Below are 13,877 nucleotides of genomic sequence, written 5' to 3' on the forward strand. Positions count from 1 at the left end.
GGTACCCGACCGGCCGGTGCGGGCGGGTCAGTCCCGGCGCCCGCCCGACCGGCGCCACCCGGGACGCGACGGCGTGACGCGAGGAGTCTCGTGCCCGAGCGCCGCCGGCTCGCCGAGAGCCCCCGCCGCCGTCCGCCAGGCCTCGGTCACCGCACCGTGGGCCAAGGCGGTCGCCGCCGTCACGTCCTCGGGCAGCCGGATCGGCGCACCGATGTGCACGTGCAGGCCGGGTCTGCGCACGGGCGCCGTGAGGACCCCGGCGATCTGCTTCGTGCGCCCGCCCGAGGTGATCCGGCGGGCGCCGGCCTGCCCGATCGGGACGACCGGCGCCCCGGTCGCCCGCGCCAGCCGCGCGAGCCCCGTGCGGAACAGCTCCGGCGGGTTCTCCGCGGCGTCCCCGCGGGGCGGGATACGGCCCTCCGCGTACAGCATCACGTGCCGCCCCGAAGCGAGCGCCACCGCCGCGTGGTCCAGTGCGGCGGCGGCCCGCGCCGAGTTCCGGTGGACCGGCACGTGACCCTCGCGGGCCAGTGCCCGGCCGAGCAGCGGGACCCGCCAGAGGCCCGCCGCGGCCAGCAGGACGGGCTCGACGGCCAACCGCCCGCGCAGCGCGGCGAGCACGAGCGCCGGGTCGGCCAGCGAGGTGTGGTTGACGACGAGGATGCTGCCGGGTTCGAGACGGGTCCCGGGGTCGGTCGTGACGGTGAGACGACCGAAGAACGGGACGAGGTTCGCGGCGAGACGGCTGAGCACGGGCGGGCCCCCTGGATCCGAGCACGAAGCGGTGAACAGGACCATCGTCCCGAGGCTCCGCGGCGCGGACATGAGCACGCGTACTCATCCGCCGTGCGCGCGGCACCCAGTCCCGGATCCGCGCCCGCGCCGGTGGAGCCGGCCGAGGCGGCGGTTGACAAAGATCGAATACTGGCCGCTTCCGAGCCCACCTCGGCGCCGCCTCGTCTACGCTGAGGCCCGAGCACACACCTGACGGGGAAACAGCGGAGTACGGGAGAGGGGGGCGGAACCAGTGGTACGTGCCGCGCGACAGCTCACGGCGCTCCTGACCGTGGTCCTCTGCGCCCTGTGGTCCCTGCTCCTGCTCCAGACGCCGAGCGCCCAGGCGGCGACAGCCCCCGCCCGCGCGTCCGTGTCCGTATCCGCGTGCTCCGCAGCCTCGCACCACACCGCGCCGGCCGAAACACCAGACCACACCGCGCCGGCCGAAACACCGGACCGCAGCGCGCCGACCGAAGCGGTGGACCACACCGCGCCGGTCGGATCCGTTCCCGATCACACCCCGCACGTCGGCGCCAAGCGCCCCGTCACGCCGCCGCCGGATCCGCACCTCGCGTCCGACACCGTCGCCGAACTCCCGGCGGCCGTCGAGCACTCCGTACGCTTCCCGGCGCCGCCCGCCGCGCCGGCCGCCGCGGTGCCCGACCTCTCCGTACCCGCCCGCGGTGTCCTCGCGGGCGGTCCCCGTCGTGAGCGCGCGCCGCCCGGCGACCGCCACGAACCGCGCGACTCCCGCGGCCCCCCTGCTCCCCGGCACAGCTGACGTTCTCCCGCGCCCGCCGTCCGGGCCATCGGCATGCCCCGGACCGGCCCTTCATCGGCGCGTATCCGACCGTTCGTCCGGCACGGACGGCAGGGCCCCGCCACTGGCGGCCCGCCGACCGTGCGCCGCCCGTGGAGTCACGCATGTCCTCCTTGTCCTCCCGTGCCGTCCTCTGGCGCGCGCTCCTCGCGCTCGCCGTCGTCGCGCTCTCCGTCTGGATCACCCTGACCACCCCGCCCCGCCTCGGACTCGACCTCCGCGGCGGGACCCGCATCGTCCTGGAGACCCGGGATACGCCCACCGTCCGCGCCGACGCGGCGGCCACCGACCGCGCCCTGGAGGTCCTGCGCAAGCGCGTCGACGGCCTCGGCGTCGCCGAGCCCTCCCTCGCCCGCTCCGGCGAGCGCCGCATCGTCGTCGAACTTCCCGGCCTGCGCGACCCGCGCCAGGCCGCCGAGGTCATCGGCCGCACGGCGCAGCTCACCCTCCACGCCGTCAGCGGCGCCGCCCAGGGACCGGCCGGACCGGCGGCCGCCGACGGCAAGCGCGTCCTCGCCGACCCCGACGCCCCGGGCAGCTTCTTTGCGCTCGCCGCACCCGCCCTCACCGGCGAGGGAGTCGAGGAGGCCGAGGCCGTCCTCGACACCGCGACCGGCCGCGGCTGGACCGTCGACCTCTCCTTCCGCGACCGGGCCGCCGCCACCTGGGCGCGGCTCACCGGCGACGCCGCCTGCGCGGCGCCCGGAGACCCGGCCCGCAGGGTCGCGATCGTCCTCGACGACCGGATCGTCTCCGCACCCGCCATGCAGACCGGCGTCCCCTGCGGGTCGGGCATCGGCGGCGGCTCCGCGCAGATCACCGGAGGCTTCTCCGGGAAGGAGGCCCGCGACCTCGCCGCGCTCGTCCAGGGCGGCGCGCTGCCCGTCCCCGTGACGACCGTCGAACAGAGCACCGTGGGACCGACGCTCGGCGCCGACGCCATCCGCGCCAGCGCCCTCGCCGCCGTGATCGGCCTGGCCTGCACCGGCGTCTTCGTCATCGTCGTCTACCGCCTCCTCGGCCTCCTCGCGACCCTCGCCCTCCTGCTGTACGGACTGATCTCGTACGCCGCCGTCGTCGCCCTCGGAGCCACCCTCACCCTGCCCGGACTCGCGGGCTTCGTCCTGGCCGTCGGCATCGCCGTCGACGCCAACGTCCTCGTCTTCGAACGGGCCAGGGAGGAGTACGCGGCCCTGGGCCGGCCCGCCGCCGCGCGTGACCCGCGCCGGCCGGTGGCGACGGCCTTCGGCAAGGTGTGGAGCGCCGTCGCGGACTCCAACGTCACCACCCTGATCGCGGCGGGCCTGCTCTTCGTCTTCGCCTCGGGCCCGGTCAAGGGCTTCGGGGTGACGCTCGCGATCGGTGTCGTCGCCTCCATGCTCACTGCCATGGTCATCACCCGCCTCCTCGCGGAGTGGGCGCTGCGGCTGCCCGCCGTGCGCCGGCGTCCCGCGATCACCGGCATCGCCGGCCTCGGCCGGCTGCGGAAGCGGCTCAACCGGCGCGTGCCCCGGCTCATGGTCCGGCGCCGCAGCTGGCTGACCGGCTGCGCCGCGCTCCTGCTGGTGGCCCTGGCCGGGATCGGCGTCCGGGGACTGGAGCTCGGCATCGAGTTCACCGGCGGCCGGGTCGTCCAGTACGCCGCCGAACGCCCCGTGGACGCCGACACGGCACGCGCGGCCGTCGCAGGCGCGGGCTTCTCCGACGCCGTCGTCCAGACGACCGGCGACGGATCCGTCTCGGTACGCACCCGGGAGACCGGGGACGACGAACAGCGGGAGATCCGCGAGGCGCTCGGCCGTGCCACGGGACCGGTTGCCGTGGAGCGCGACGACCTGATCGGCCCGAGCCTCGGCGGCGAGCTGCGCACCCACGCCCTTATCGCCCTCGGCCTCGCGGTGGCGGCCCAGCTCCTCTACCTGACCGTCCGGTTCCGCTGGACGTACGCGGCGGCCACGGTCGCGGCCATGGCCCAGGACGTGCTGCTGGTCGTCGGACTGTTCGCCTGGCTGGGCAAGCCCGTCGACAGCGTGTTCCTCGCCGCGCTGCTGACCGTCGTCGGCTACTCGGTCAACGACTCCGTGGTCGTCCTCGACCGGCTGCGCGAACTGAGGCGCCGGGGCGGCGGCGTCCCGCTCCCGGACCTCGCCGACAGGGCGATCGCCCAGACCCTCCCCCGCACGGTCAACACCGGCATGGGCGCGCTCTTCGTCCTGGTGGCCCTGGCCGTCCTGGGCGGCGACTCGCTCACGGACTTCTCCGTCGCCGTGCTCGCCGGAGTGGTCTTCGGCATGGCGTCCACCGTCTTCACCGCGATGCCGCTGGCCGTCACCCTGGAGTCCCGCCACCCGGCGCCCGCTCCCCGAGGCGAGACCGCTCCGCGACAGCGGGCGGGCTCGGGCCGGGACCGCACGGGGGCGGTGGTGTGACGGGGGATCCCAGGGAGCACGGCGACTGCCCGCAGGGAGCTCATCCGGCGATCGCGATCCCCCGGGGTGCTCAACCGGCGATCCCCCGCGGGCAGGGTCGGCGATCCCCGGCGGGCTCAGCGGCGACCCCCAGGGGGCTGAGGCGGCGATGCCTGCCGGGCTGAGTCGGCGATCCCCGGCGGGCTGAGCCGCTGACGCCCCGGGCACTCAGCCGCGCCGCAGGCCCCGGTCGGGCCCGGACAGCTCGGACTCGATCAGGTCGGCGGCGCGGAGCGTGCCGCCCTCGTGCGCCATGTCCGCCTGGATCGCGGCCGCCCGGCGGGCCACCTCGGGGTCGCCGACGAGGGCGAGCACGGCCTCGCGCAGCCGCTCGGGGGTGACGTCCTCCATCGGCAGGTGCCGGGCGACCCCCAGGGCCTGGAGCACCTCGGCGTTCCCGAACTGGTCGACGGCCTGCGGGACGGCGACCATCGGCGTGGCGGTGGCCAGACCCTCCTGGCTGCCGCCCGCGCCCGCGTGCGTGACGAACGCGTCGGCCTGCCGCAGGATCGCCAACTGGGGTACCCAGGAGTGCACTTCGACGTTGCCCGGAAGCTCGCCGAGCTCGGCGGGATCGACGAACCTTCCGATCTGCAGGACGACATGCCAGTCCGGAAGCGTGCGGAACGCCTCCGCGCAGGTCCGGTAGAACTCCGGCCGCTTCGTGAAGGAGGACCCCAGCGACACCAGGACCACCTTCTCCGCACCCGCCGGCCGCCGCCACTCGCCCTGGTCGGCGCGGGCGCCCTGGCAGGCGCCGACGAAGGTGTAGACGGACTCGTCGACCCGGTCGGCGTGCGGCTGGAGCGCCCGGGGGATGAGCACGAGCGCGCGCCTCGGCCGCGCGATCAGCCGGTCCGGGTGGGTGTCGACCCGGTGTTCGGCCAGCCACGCCTCGAACCGCGCGTAGTACGCCCTGCCGCGCGGCGACGCCTTGAGCTCGGCGAACATCGGCTCGGCGACCTCCTCCTCGTATCCCTCCCACGGCACGAGGTTCGGCCACAGGGAGAGCGAGGGCACGCCCCAGGTGTGGGCGAGCACGGGGGCCGGGTAGGCGGTGATGTCGTGGAGCACGAGATCCGGCACGTCCTCCTCGAAGGCCTTGGCGAGCTGCGGCAGGGCCTGCACGGCGTCGTTGAGGAACGGCTCGACGTGGTCGATGAGCTCCGTGCCCCAGGCGTCCGGGTCGTCGTCGGTCGGCAGCGTCGAGGCGTAGACGACGGGCGTGGCTCCCGTATCCGCGACCTTCTCGGCGAAGGGGGCGGGGACGGCGTAACTGACGCGGTGGCCGCGCGCGACGAGCTCACGGATGACTTCCAGGCTCGGGTTCACGTGTCCGTGGGCGGCGATCGAGAACATGGCCAGGTGGGCGGGGGGAGCGGGGGTCATGGCGGCCACCCTAGATACGGCGATACGTGCCGTTGACCGCCGCGAAGTCCGGTCTGGGCGGCGGGAGAGGCCCCGGCGCCCGCCCCCGTACGAGAAGGGCGGGCGCCGGGACTGCCGTTCGGTGGAGCGAGCGGGGAACGGCGGGCTGACGGGCGGGGCGCCGGCTGTCGCGGAAGGGGCGGCTGCCCGGCGGGTCCGGTTGCCGGGCTCGATACCGGTCACGTGGCCGGACGTCTGGTGCCGGGCTCGAACGGTCACCTGGACGGTGTCGGATGCCGGGGCTCGATACCGGTCACCCGGCCGGGTGCCGGGTGGCGGGTGCCGGGTGCCGGTGCCGCGTGGCGGGTGCCGGTGCCGGGTGTCGGGTGCCGGCCGGGGCCTCGGCTACCGGGGCAGGCGGTCGAGCAGTCCCGCGAAGTCCGTGCCCGCCGGGAGGGTGCCGAAGGCGAGACCGCGGTCGCCGGCGAGGCGCGACGCGCAGAACGCGTCCGCGACGGCGGCCGGCGCGTGCCGGACCAGCAGCGAACCCTGGAGCACGAGCGCGGCCCGCTCGACGAGCCGCCGGGCGCGCAGCTGCGCGTCCTCGGTGAGGACGAGCTCCGCGCGCAGCTCCCGCCACGCGGCGTCGAGCCGCCGGTCCGCCCCGAGGGCCGCCTCGATCTCCGCGCCGAAGGCTTCGAGGGACTCCGGCTCACGGGCCAGCGCACGCAGCAGGTCGAGCGCGTTGACGTTGCCGGAGCCCTCCCAGATGCCGTTGAGCGGCGCGTCGCGGTAGAGACGGGGCAGGCCGGACGCCTCGTCGTAGCCGTTGCCGCCGAGGCACTCCAGGGCCTCGGCGACCGCGGCCGGCTGCCGCTTGCAGACCCAGTACTTGCCGACCGCCGTGGCCAGCCGCAGGAAGGCCCGCTCCCCGGCGTCACCGCGCTGGGCACGGTCCGCCGCGCCGGCCAGCCGCAGCGCGAGAGCGGTCGCCGCCTCGGACTCCAGGCCCAGGTCGGCCAGGACGTTCCGCATCAGCGGCTGCTCGACGAGCCGCGCGCCGAAGACGGACCGGTGGCGCGCGTGGTGGGCGGCCTGCGCGAGCGCGGCGCGCGTGCCGGAGGCGGAGCCCAGCACACAGTCCAGCCGGGTCATGGTCACCATGTCGATGATGGTGCGCACGCCCTTGCCCTCGTCGCCGACGAGCCAGGCGACGGTGTCGTCGAACTCGGGCTCGCTGCTGGCGTTGGAGCGGTTGCCCAGCTTGTCCTTCAGCCGCTGGATGCGGAACGTGTTGCGGCTGCCGTCGGGCAGCACCCGCGGCACGAGGAAGCAGGACAGACCGCCGGGCGCCTGGGCGAGGACGAGGAAGAGGTCGTTCATCGGCGCGCTCGTGAACCACTTGTGCCCGCGCAGCCGCCACGTCCCGTCCGGCTGCTCCTCGGCGACGGTGGTGTTGGCGCGGACGTCTGTGCCGCCCTGCTTCTCCGTCATGCCCATCCCGGCCAGCAGACCGCGCTTCCCGCCGGGCGCGCGCAGCCCCGGGTCGTACACCCGGCTGGTGAGCAACGGCTCGTAGAGCGCGGCGAGTTCGGGGGAGCGGCGCAGGGCAGGGACGACCGCGTACGTCATGGAGACGGGACAGCCGTGCCCGGCCTCGGTGCTGCTCCACACCATGAACCCGGCGGCGCGCGCCACATGGGCGCCGGGCCGCGGATCGGCCCAGGCACTGCCGGCGAGCCCCTCGCTCACCGCCACGTCCATGAGGGAGTGGTACGAGGGGTGGAAGTCGACCTCGTCGACGCGGTGGCCGTAGCGGTCGTGGGTGCGTAGCACGGGCTCGTACCGATTCGCCTCCTCGGCCCAGCGCTGCGTCTCCTCACTGCCCGCGAGCCGGCCGATCCGGTGCAGGTCGTCGAGGTACCACTCCGCGCCCTCCCGGCGCACACCCTCGATCAGCACCGGGTCGTCGGCCACGTCGTGGCCGGTGAGCGGCGGGGGCTGGTTGGTCACCTCGTGCGTCACGGCGCTCGGGGCGGTGCGGGGGACGGTGGCGGTCATCGGATTCCTCCAGGTGGCGAGTGGTGGAAGGGAGTGCGCGTACGTCGTTGCCGAGGAGTCGCCGCAGGTGGCGGGGTCCGCGACGTCACGGCGCCGGTTCCGCGCCCGCGCAGCGCAGGGCCATGGCGACGAGTTCGACGAGGAGTTCCTCGGTGCTGCCCTCGTCGGGGGTGCCGAGCGGATCGACGAGGACCTCACCGATCGCCCCGGTGAGGGCGGCTGCGGTGACTCGCCCGTCCTGCGGAGGCAGCAGCCCCGCCGCCATGCCCTGCTCGACCGTCTCGGCGAACAGGGCCCGGTAGCGGAGGCGGTAGGCGAGCCGCTCGGCGCCGACGGCCGGCTCGGCCGGCGCGGCGAGGAGCGCGTACGCCAGACCGCGGTTCTCCAGGGCACGCCGGGCGAAGGTCTCGACGCCCCGGGCGAGGCGCTCGACGGGATCGCCCTCGGAGCGCAGCACCTCGCCGAGGACCTCGACCTCGTGCCCGGAGGCACGCCGGAACACCTCGACGGCGAGCGCCGCCTTGGACGGGAAGTGCTGGTAGACCGAGCCGGCCGCGATCCCCGCCGCGTCGGCGACCGCCGTCACGGACGCCTGCGCCCAGCCGACCTCGGCGACGACCTCGGTCGCCCGGGCGACCAGATGGTCACGGGCGGATTCGAGCCGGCGAATCTCTGCGGGGGTCTTGCGGTAGGCCATGGAAGAAGTGAAGCACCATTCAGAGCTTCCCGCCATGGCTGCGCACACCGACGAGGCATGTCAGAAGGAAGAAGGCGATGCGAGGTGATGCGTCTCAGTGCCCTGCTGGACAATGCCGTTCGTTCGGGCGGACCGGCCGCGCGCGGCCTCGGGGAAGGCCGCCTGCACCTGCACCTGCACTGCACTGCACTGCACTTGCACTGCACCTGCACTGCACCTGCACCTGCTCCGGGCGGAACCGGGCGGTGCAGCCGGTGCGATATGAGGTCAGAGACCGGTGACCTTGGAGCTCGCCGACAACTCGTAGACCAGGGTGACCTTTCGGCGCCCCCCGGGCGGCAGGGCGACGTCCCAGCGGACGATGCCCTCGGCGTCGACCCCGTCCGGCGCCGGCGAGCACGCCTCCGCGCGCAGACGCACCTCCACCGCCGCGACCTCGGAGACCGGGATCCGCTCCCGCAGCGCGACCACCCGGTCTCCCTGCTTCCCGGGGCCGGAGAACCGCGACAGGTACAACTGGACCGTGCGCGTGACCACCGTCCGCTGGGTGATCCCGGTCGTGTCGCGCGTCTCCTCGGCCCGCCGGACGACCCGGTAGTCGTCGCGACTGCCGAAGGCCAGCTCGACGGGGGCGCCGGGAGCGGTGAACTCCAGCGTGCCCCGACCGCCGAACCCGCCGTCGCGCACCAGGTCCACGGGACCGGCGAGCAGTGCGTGGCCGGAGAGGTTGTCGAACCGCACCACCTGGGTCACCAGGGGGGACAGCTCGGGTGAGCAGGCGTACTCCCGGTGCGCGGCCGTCGTGAAGACGGAGAGCGGTACGCGGTGGGCGCGCCCGTCACCCGGCACCGAGACCGGCGCGGGGGACCTCAGCACCCGTGCCTCGCCGCCGTCGTCCACCCCGGGCAGGCCGAGTACGGGAACCGGACCGAGACTCCCGATCTCCTCCTCGCGCAGCTCGACGTCGACGGTACGGCGCTCCGCCGCCGAGCGGTCCTTGAGCGTCAGCCGGTCCTCGCCGAGCCGGGGCGGCTCGGTGGCCTGCGCCGAGCGGGCCGTCGACAGGGTCAGCTTCACGTCCGACCAGTCCTCGCCCGTGCGCTGCCAGACCGTCGCCTCGGTCTCCAGCGTCAGCGACGCCCCGTCGAGCGTGGCGCGGTAGGCGGGCCGCCAGAGCGCGCACGAGGTGAGATGGCCCAGCCGCAGGGTGGCCGGCCCGGCCACCGCAGCCTCCACGGTCAGCTCGACATGACCGACCAGCTCGGCGGGCTCCTCCTCGGCGAGCTCCATGGCCCGTCGGCAGGCACCGAGTTCGGTGGTGACGGCGGACAGGCGGGACTCGACGGTACGCAGCCGCTCACCGTGCTCGTCGCGCTCCTCGTCCACCCGGTCGAGCTCACGGGCCCAGCGGGGCCGCTCGCTCTCCCCGTGGCCCGTACCCTCGGCGATCTCCCGCAGGACGTCCGAGGCGAGGCGGCCGAGCAGGTCGAGCCGGGTGCGGAGCCGGTCGCGCCGCTGCTCCAGGGTGACCTGTTCCTCCACGAGGGCGTGGACGCGCAGGCGCAGGTCCGAGTCGTCGTCGGCCGAGGGCAGCGGGCCGCGCGGCGTCCAGTCGCGCACGAGCCGCACGTCGAGCACGGTCGGGGGCTGCGCGTGGGCGTGAGCCGGCTCGGCGGTCGGGTCAGGGTCGGCGGCCACCTCGGCGTGGAGGGTGCGGTCGACGGCCAGCGCGCTGACCGGTCCGAGGCGCAGCCGTTGGACCCCGGCCACCAGGTCGAGCACGGTGGAGCGCTCGACGTGGGCGCGGTCCTCGAGGCAGGTGACGGCGGTGACGGGGAGGGGGATCGGCTTGGGGTCCGTGGACATGGCGGGTGTCAGCTCCTGCGGTTGCCGCCGACCAGGGCCTTGCCGGTCGGGATGCGGATCTCGTAGCCGCCGTCGAGGGCGGTGGTGGCGCCTGCCGGCAGGTCGACCCGCCAGAGGCGGGTGCCCGGCGCGTGGCGATCGGCCCCCGTGTCGGCCCCGGGTGCCGTCCAGTCGGCGCGTTCCTCGATCCGGACGTCGGAGTCGGAGGTGACCGGCACCCGCTCGTGGACTTCGACGGTGACGGGCCTCGCGAGCCCGTTGGCCAGCTCCACATGGACGCGGTGGTCGAGGACGGTGGTGTTGTTGCGCAGGCCCGCGGTCGACTCGTGGACGTTCGTGCGCCGCGTGACCCGGATGCCCTCGGCAGGCCCGAGCCCCACTCGGCGGACTCCGCCGGGCGCGAGCGTCGGCAGTGCGGCGGTCAGCAGGAAGTCGTCGTCGACGGTGACCTCCACCGGTCCCGCCAGGAGCGCCTGACGGGTGGAGTTGTCGAGGACCAGCGTCGCGTACACCGTCGGTTCCACGGACGGCACGCAGAGGTACTCGGTCCGCAGACCGACCGGGATCTCGCCGACGGTGACGGTGTGCCAGGTGCCGTCCGACGGGATGTCGGCGCGGGCGGCGGCGTCGAAGCGGTGGTCGAAGGAGCCGGCCGACTCGCGGGGCCGCCTGGCATGACCGGGCAGCGGGAGTGCGGCCACCGTCTCGGCGCGCCGACGGTACTCGGCCGCCACGGGATCGAGCGGCGCGTCGGGGAACAGCCGGCCCCTGCGCGCGCCCTGCTCTTCGGGGCCGGACAGGACGAGGGAGGCGTAGTCGAGCTCGGCGCCGCTCGGCCGCGGCGGACCGTTCACCGGGGCCGGAGGGGGCGTCGGCGCGGCTCCGGCGGGCGCCGGCGCGGGTGCGCCGGGAGCCGAGGGCGCGGGCGGAGCCATGCGCGCCAGGGGAGCGGGGGCACCGGTGAAGGAGTCGCCGACGGAGCGCTGCCGCTCCGCCGAGGCCCCACGGGGCGGGCCGCCGGGCGCGGGGAGCGCGCCGGGAGCACCGCCGTAAGCCTGCGGCATCGAGGGCATCGACGGCATCGACGGCGCGGGCGGCGGTGGGGGAGGCGTTGGGGCGGATCCGGGTGCGCCGCCGAGGGCCACCGCGCCCCAGCCCCCGGACCCGGCGACGGCCGGCCGGGGCCCCGCGGCGTCGTAACCCGAGAACAGGTCGGCGAGCCCCGCCGGAGGCTCGCGCCAGCCGGACGGCGCCGGCGCGTCCTGGCGGCGTCCGACGCGGATCGAGCGGAGCCGCGGCAGATCCGTACGGCGACGGAGATCGGCGGTGGCGAGGGCGACACGCACCCCGGTCCAGTCCTCACCGGTTCGCTGGGCGACAGAGGCGCGCAGCACCAGGCGCCCGGTGTCGTCGCCCTGACGGTGGCGGAGACGGTACGTGGGCACCCAGACGGCACCAGGCACCCCGTACTCCACCTCGACCTCGACGTCCCGCTCGATGTCAGGGTCAGCGCCGTCGTCACCTGCACCGGTCACGTCGAGGGTCAGGACCGCGCAGACCGAGGTCTCCACGTGCGCCGGCGGGGCGTCGGTGGAGGCCCGGTCGAGCCGGTCGGCGGCGACGGTCAGCTCGTGCTCGGCGACGCGCAGCGCCTCCTCCAGCTCGGCGAGGCGCGCGTGCTGCGCGGTCAGCCGGTCGTCGACGAAGTCGGCGAGCTCCAGCCAGGCATCGACCGGGGCCCTGCGGTGCGGGTCCTCGCGCTTGCGGGCGGGCGCGACGGGGCGGAGGGCCTGGACCTCGCCGATCCGGTTGAGCTGCCGGTCCCGGCGTCCCATCGCCGCCTCGTACGCGTCGCGCAGTCGCTCGACCTCGCGCCGCGCCGCGTCGGTCGTCCCGGTGCCCAGCGGCTCGGCCTCGACCTCCACCCGGGCCTCGGTGACCCGTACTCCGGCCGTTCCCCGGACGCGGGCCCGCAGCGAGCCGGGGTCCAGCGAGCGGGGCAGCCCCGTCACCCGTACCCGGCCGTCGGCGGGCACGGTGCCCCGGGCGAGACGGACGCAGAGCGCCCCCTGTGCGTACACGACGACCGAGTCGAGTGCCGACCCCCAGCGCCGTACTTCACCAGTCGCCATGTGCTCCGCTCCCCGCCGCGTCGATGCCGACCGAAGCCTACGTCCCCGGCCGGGGAGGAGGGGCGGGGACCGGTGATGCCGACCGGAGACACCTGACGGCGGAGAGGGCCGCTCAGGGCGTCGGCGAGGGGCCGCGGACGACCAACTCGGCAGGGACGATGAGGCGTTCGCCGGGAACGGATCGCCCGCGAGGCCGGCAAGGAGCATCCGGGCGACACCCCGACAGGCGGCCGGGACCGCACGGGCACCCTGCTGGGACTCGACGGCAAGTACGCCGACGAGGCCGGACGTTCGAGCGTGGACCATACGCCGGTGCGGTCAGGCTCTGGGACCGCACCGGCACCACAGCGCAGAGCCGGATGGTCCCTGCCGACTTCAGCCGGCCCTTGCCGACGTCAGCCGGTACCTGCTGGCTTCAGCCGATCCCTGCCGATCTCAGCTGACCCTGGCGGCGATGACGCGCGCGCAGTCCAAGGACTCGGTGTGCGTCGTGTCCACCTCCAGGTCGTAGGACACGTCCTTGTGCACCGACTCCGCCTGGGTCGTCGCCATGCCCTGGACACGGTCTCCCCTCGCGATCTCCCGGCCGGCGGCGGTCGCGCTCGCGCACCGGACGCCCACCCACAGCACCGGCACGTCGCCGAGCGCCGTCCGCCACCGCTCCTGGGAGGCCGATCCGCCGAGGAAGACGTCGTCGATGATGATCCGTGCGCCCGCGCGCGCCATCGTCGCGACGCCTTCCCGCCAGGCCGCCTCCAGCGCGAGGAAGTCCGCCCCGATGCTGACCCCGCCGTCCGCCGCGAACGCGATGCCGTCGTCCGAGGCCTGCATCCGCGCGGGCAGGGCGTCGACGAACGAGTCGCAGCCGAGAGCCAGCCAGGGATCGGGCAGCACCGATTGCAGACAGCGCACGATCCCGGACTTTCCCGAGCTGGAACCGCCGTTGAGGATGATCATTCGTGTCGTCACCGCGTCACAGTAGGCGTCGGGCGAGCCGTGCGAAACGCGTTTTCGCCGGGTGGACCCCCGCTGCGGGCCCTACTCTTCGTCGGGTACGACAGATGCCGTCCACGCCACCTGCGGAGCAGCACTGATGATCACCTGGCGCAGGCTGGTCGAAGCCGACTTCCCTCAGGTGGGGGAGTGGCTGGCCCAGCCGCACGTCGCACGCTGGTGGAACCACGAGACCTCCCCCGAGGCCGTCGCGCGCGACTTCGGCCCGGCCGCCCGGGGCGAGGAAGCTTCCGAGGACCTGCTGGTCCTGCTCGACGGCCGGCCGATCGGCCTCGTCCAGCGCTGCCGCTTCGCCGACTTCCCGGAGTACGTGGCCGAGCTGGCGGCGGCCGGGGTCGACGTACCGGACGGTGCGATGTCCGTCGACTACCTGATCGGCGTTCCCGGCCTGACGGGCCGGGGCCTCGGAGCGGAGATGATCCGGGCGATCGTCTCGGCGACCTGGGCCGACCACCCCGCGAGCACCGCGGTCGTCGTGCCGGTCCACACCGCCAACCGCCCGTCCTGGCGGGCCCTGGAGAAGGCCGGCCTCCACCGCGTCGCCGAGGCGTCCCTCGAACCCGACAACCCGATCGACGACCGCGCCCATTACGTGTATCGGATCGACCGCCCGACCGGCCCCTTCATCGGCAGCGCGAGCGAACCCGCTGAGTGGTGACGGCAATCGGATCGCT

10 protein-coding genes are annotated in these 13,877 nt (G+C 75.0%); 3 read left to right on the top strand and 7 right to left on the bottom strand.

Annotated elements, in window-relative coordinates; genetic code table 11:
• Positions 1–27: 27 nt before the first annotated feature.
• The gene (locus IE124_RS11095) at positions 28–753 is read right to left on the bottom strand and encodes a lysophospholipid acyltransferase family protein (protein ID WP_229832363.1); all 726 of its coding nucleotides are present in this window, start codon (positions 751–753) and stop codon (positions 28–30) included.
• A 274-nt stretch (positions 754–1,027) separates the two neighbouring features.
• Here IE124_RS11095 and IE124_RS11100 point away from each other — a divergent pair, with 274 nt between their 5' ends.
• Together IE124_RS11100 and secD are read left to right on the top strand one after the other, a co-directional pair.
• Positions 1,028–1,558: a hypothetical protein gene (locus IE124_RS11100; protein ID WP_189507385.1), complete on the top strand. Its 531-nt coding sequence runs from the start codon at positions 1,028–1,030 to the stop codon at positions 1,556–1,558.
• Positions 1,559–1,701: 143 nt separating this feature from the next.
• Positions 1,702–4,026: a protein translocase subunit SecD gene (gene secD / locus IE124_RS11105; RefSeq protein ID WP_229832364.1), complete on the top strand. Its 2,325-nt coding sequence runs from the start codon at positions 1,702–1,704 to the stop codon at positions 4,024–4,026.
• A 207-nt stretch (positions 4,027–4,233) separates the two neighbouring features.
• Here the strand turns inward: secD and mgt are convergent, their stop codons facing one another.
• The 6 genes from mgt to cpt form a co-directional block, all read right to left on the bottom strand.
• On the bottom strand, positions 4,234–5,454 hold the full coding sequence (gene mgt / locus IE124_RS11110) for a macrolide-inactivating glycosyltransferase (protein WP_189507387.1): 1,221 nt from the start codon (positions 5,452–5,454) through the stop codon (positions 4,234–4,236).
• A 384-nt stretch (positions 5,455–5,838) separates the two neighbouring features.
• Entirely contained in the window at positions 5,839–7,494 is a 1,656-nt protein-coding gene (locus IE124_RS11115; RefSeq protein WP_189507389.1) for an acyl-CoA dehydrogenase family protein, read from the bottom strand.
• A gap of 85 nt (positions 7,495–7,579) precedes the next feature.
• A complete protein-coding gene (locus tag IE124_RS11120) occupies positions 7,580–8,191 on the bottom strand; it encodes a TetR/AcrR family transcriptional regulator (protein ID WP_189507391.1) in 612 nt (203 codons plus the stop codon).
• Positions 8,192–8,458: 267 nt separating this feature from the next.
• Positions 8,459–10,057 (bottom strand): DUF4139 domain-containing protein, encoded by a 1,599-nt coding sequence (locus IE124_RS11125; RefSeq protein ID WP_189507393.1) that lies wholly within the window; start codon positions 10,055–10,057, stop codon positions 8,459–8,461.
• An 8-nt stretch (positions 10,058–10,065) separates the two neighbouring features.
• Positions 10,066–12,189: a DUF4139 domain-containing protein gene (locus IE124_RS11130; protein WP_189507395.1), complete on the bottom strand. Its 2,124-nt coding sequence runs from the start codon at positions 12,187–12,189 to the stop codon at positions 10,066–10,068.
• 435 nt (positions 12,190–12,624) lie between these two features.
• Positions 12,625–13,158 carry a chloramphenicol phosphotransferase CPT gene (gene cpt, locus IE124_RS11135; RefSeq protein WP_229832365.1) on the bottom strand — a complete coding sequence of 178 codons (534 nt, stop codon included), beginning with the start codon at positions 13,156–13,158 and terminating at the stop codon, positions 12,625–12,627.
• A gap of 124 nt (positions 13,159–13,282) precedes the next feature.
• On the opposite strand from cpt, the gene IE124_RS11140 reads away from it, so the two are divergent.
• Positions 13,283–13,861, top strand: coding sequence for a GNAT family N-acetyltransferase (locus IE124_RS11140; RefSeq protein ID WP_189507397.1), 579 nt, complete (start codon positions 13,283–13,285; stop codon positions 13,859–13,861).
• The last annotated feature ends 16 nt before the right edge of the window (positions 13,862–13,877 follow it).

The organism is Streptomyces narbonensis, assembly GCF_014649015.1.
Classification (GTDB): domain Bacteria; phylum Actinomycetota; class Actinomycetes; order Streptomycetales; family Streptomycetaceae; genus Streptomyces; species Streptomyces narbonensis.

Excerpts from the sequence above, each read along its gene's own strand:
- secD (WP_229832364.1), top strand. The coding sequence starts at position 1,702 with ATGTCCTCCTTGTCCTCCCGTGCCGTCCTCTGGCGCGCGCTCCTCGCG.
- mgt (WP_189507387.1), bottom strand. The coding sequence starts at position 5,454 with ATGACCCCCGCTCCCCCCGCCCACCTGGCCATGTTCTCGATCGCCGCC.
- IE124_RS11115 (WP_189507389.1), bottom strand. The coding sequence starts at position 7,494 with ATGACCGCCACCGTCCCCCGCACCGCCCCGAGCGCCGTGACGCACGAG.
- IE124_RS11120 (WP_189507391.1), bottom strand. The coding sequence starts at position 8,191 with ATGGCCTACCGCAAGACCCCCGCAGAGATTCGCCGGCTCGAATCCGCC.
- IE124_RS11125 (WP_189507393.1), bottom strand. The coding sequence starts at position 10,057 with ATGTCCACGGACCCCAAGCCGATCCCCCTCCCCGTCACCGCCGTCACC.
- IE124_RS11130 (WP_189507395.1), bottom strand. The coding sequence starts at position 12,189 with ATGGCGACTGGTGAAGTACGGCGCTGGGGGTCGGCACTCGACTCGGTC.
- IE124_RS11140 (WP_189507397.1), top strand. The coding sequence starts at position 13,283 with ATGATCACCTGGCGCAGGCTGGTCGAAGCCGACTTCCCTCAGGTGGGG.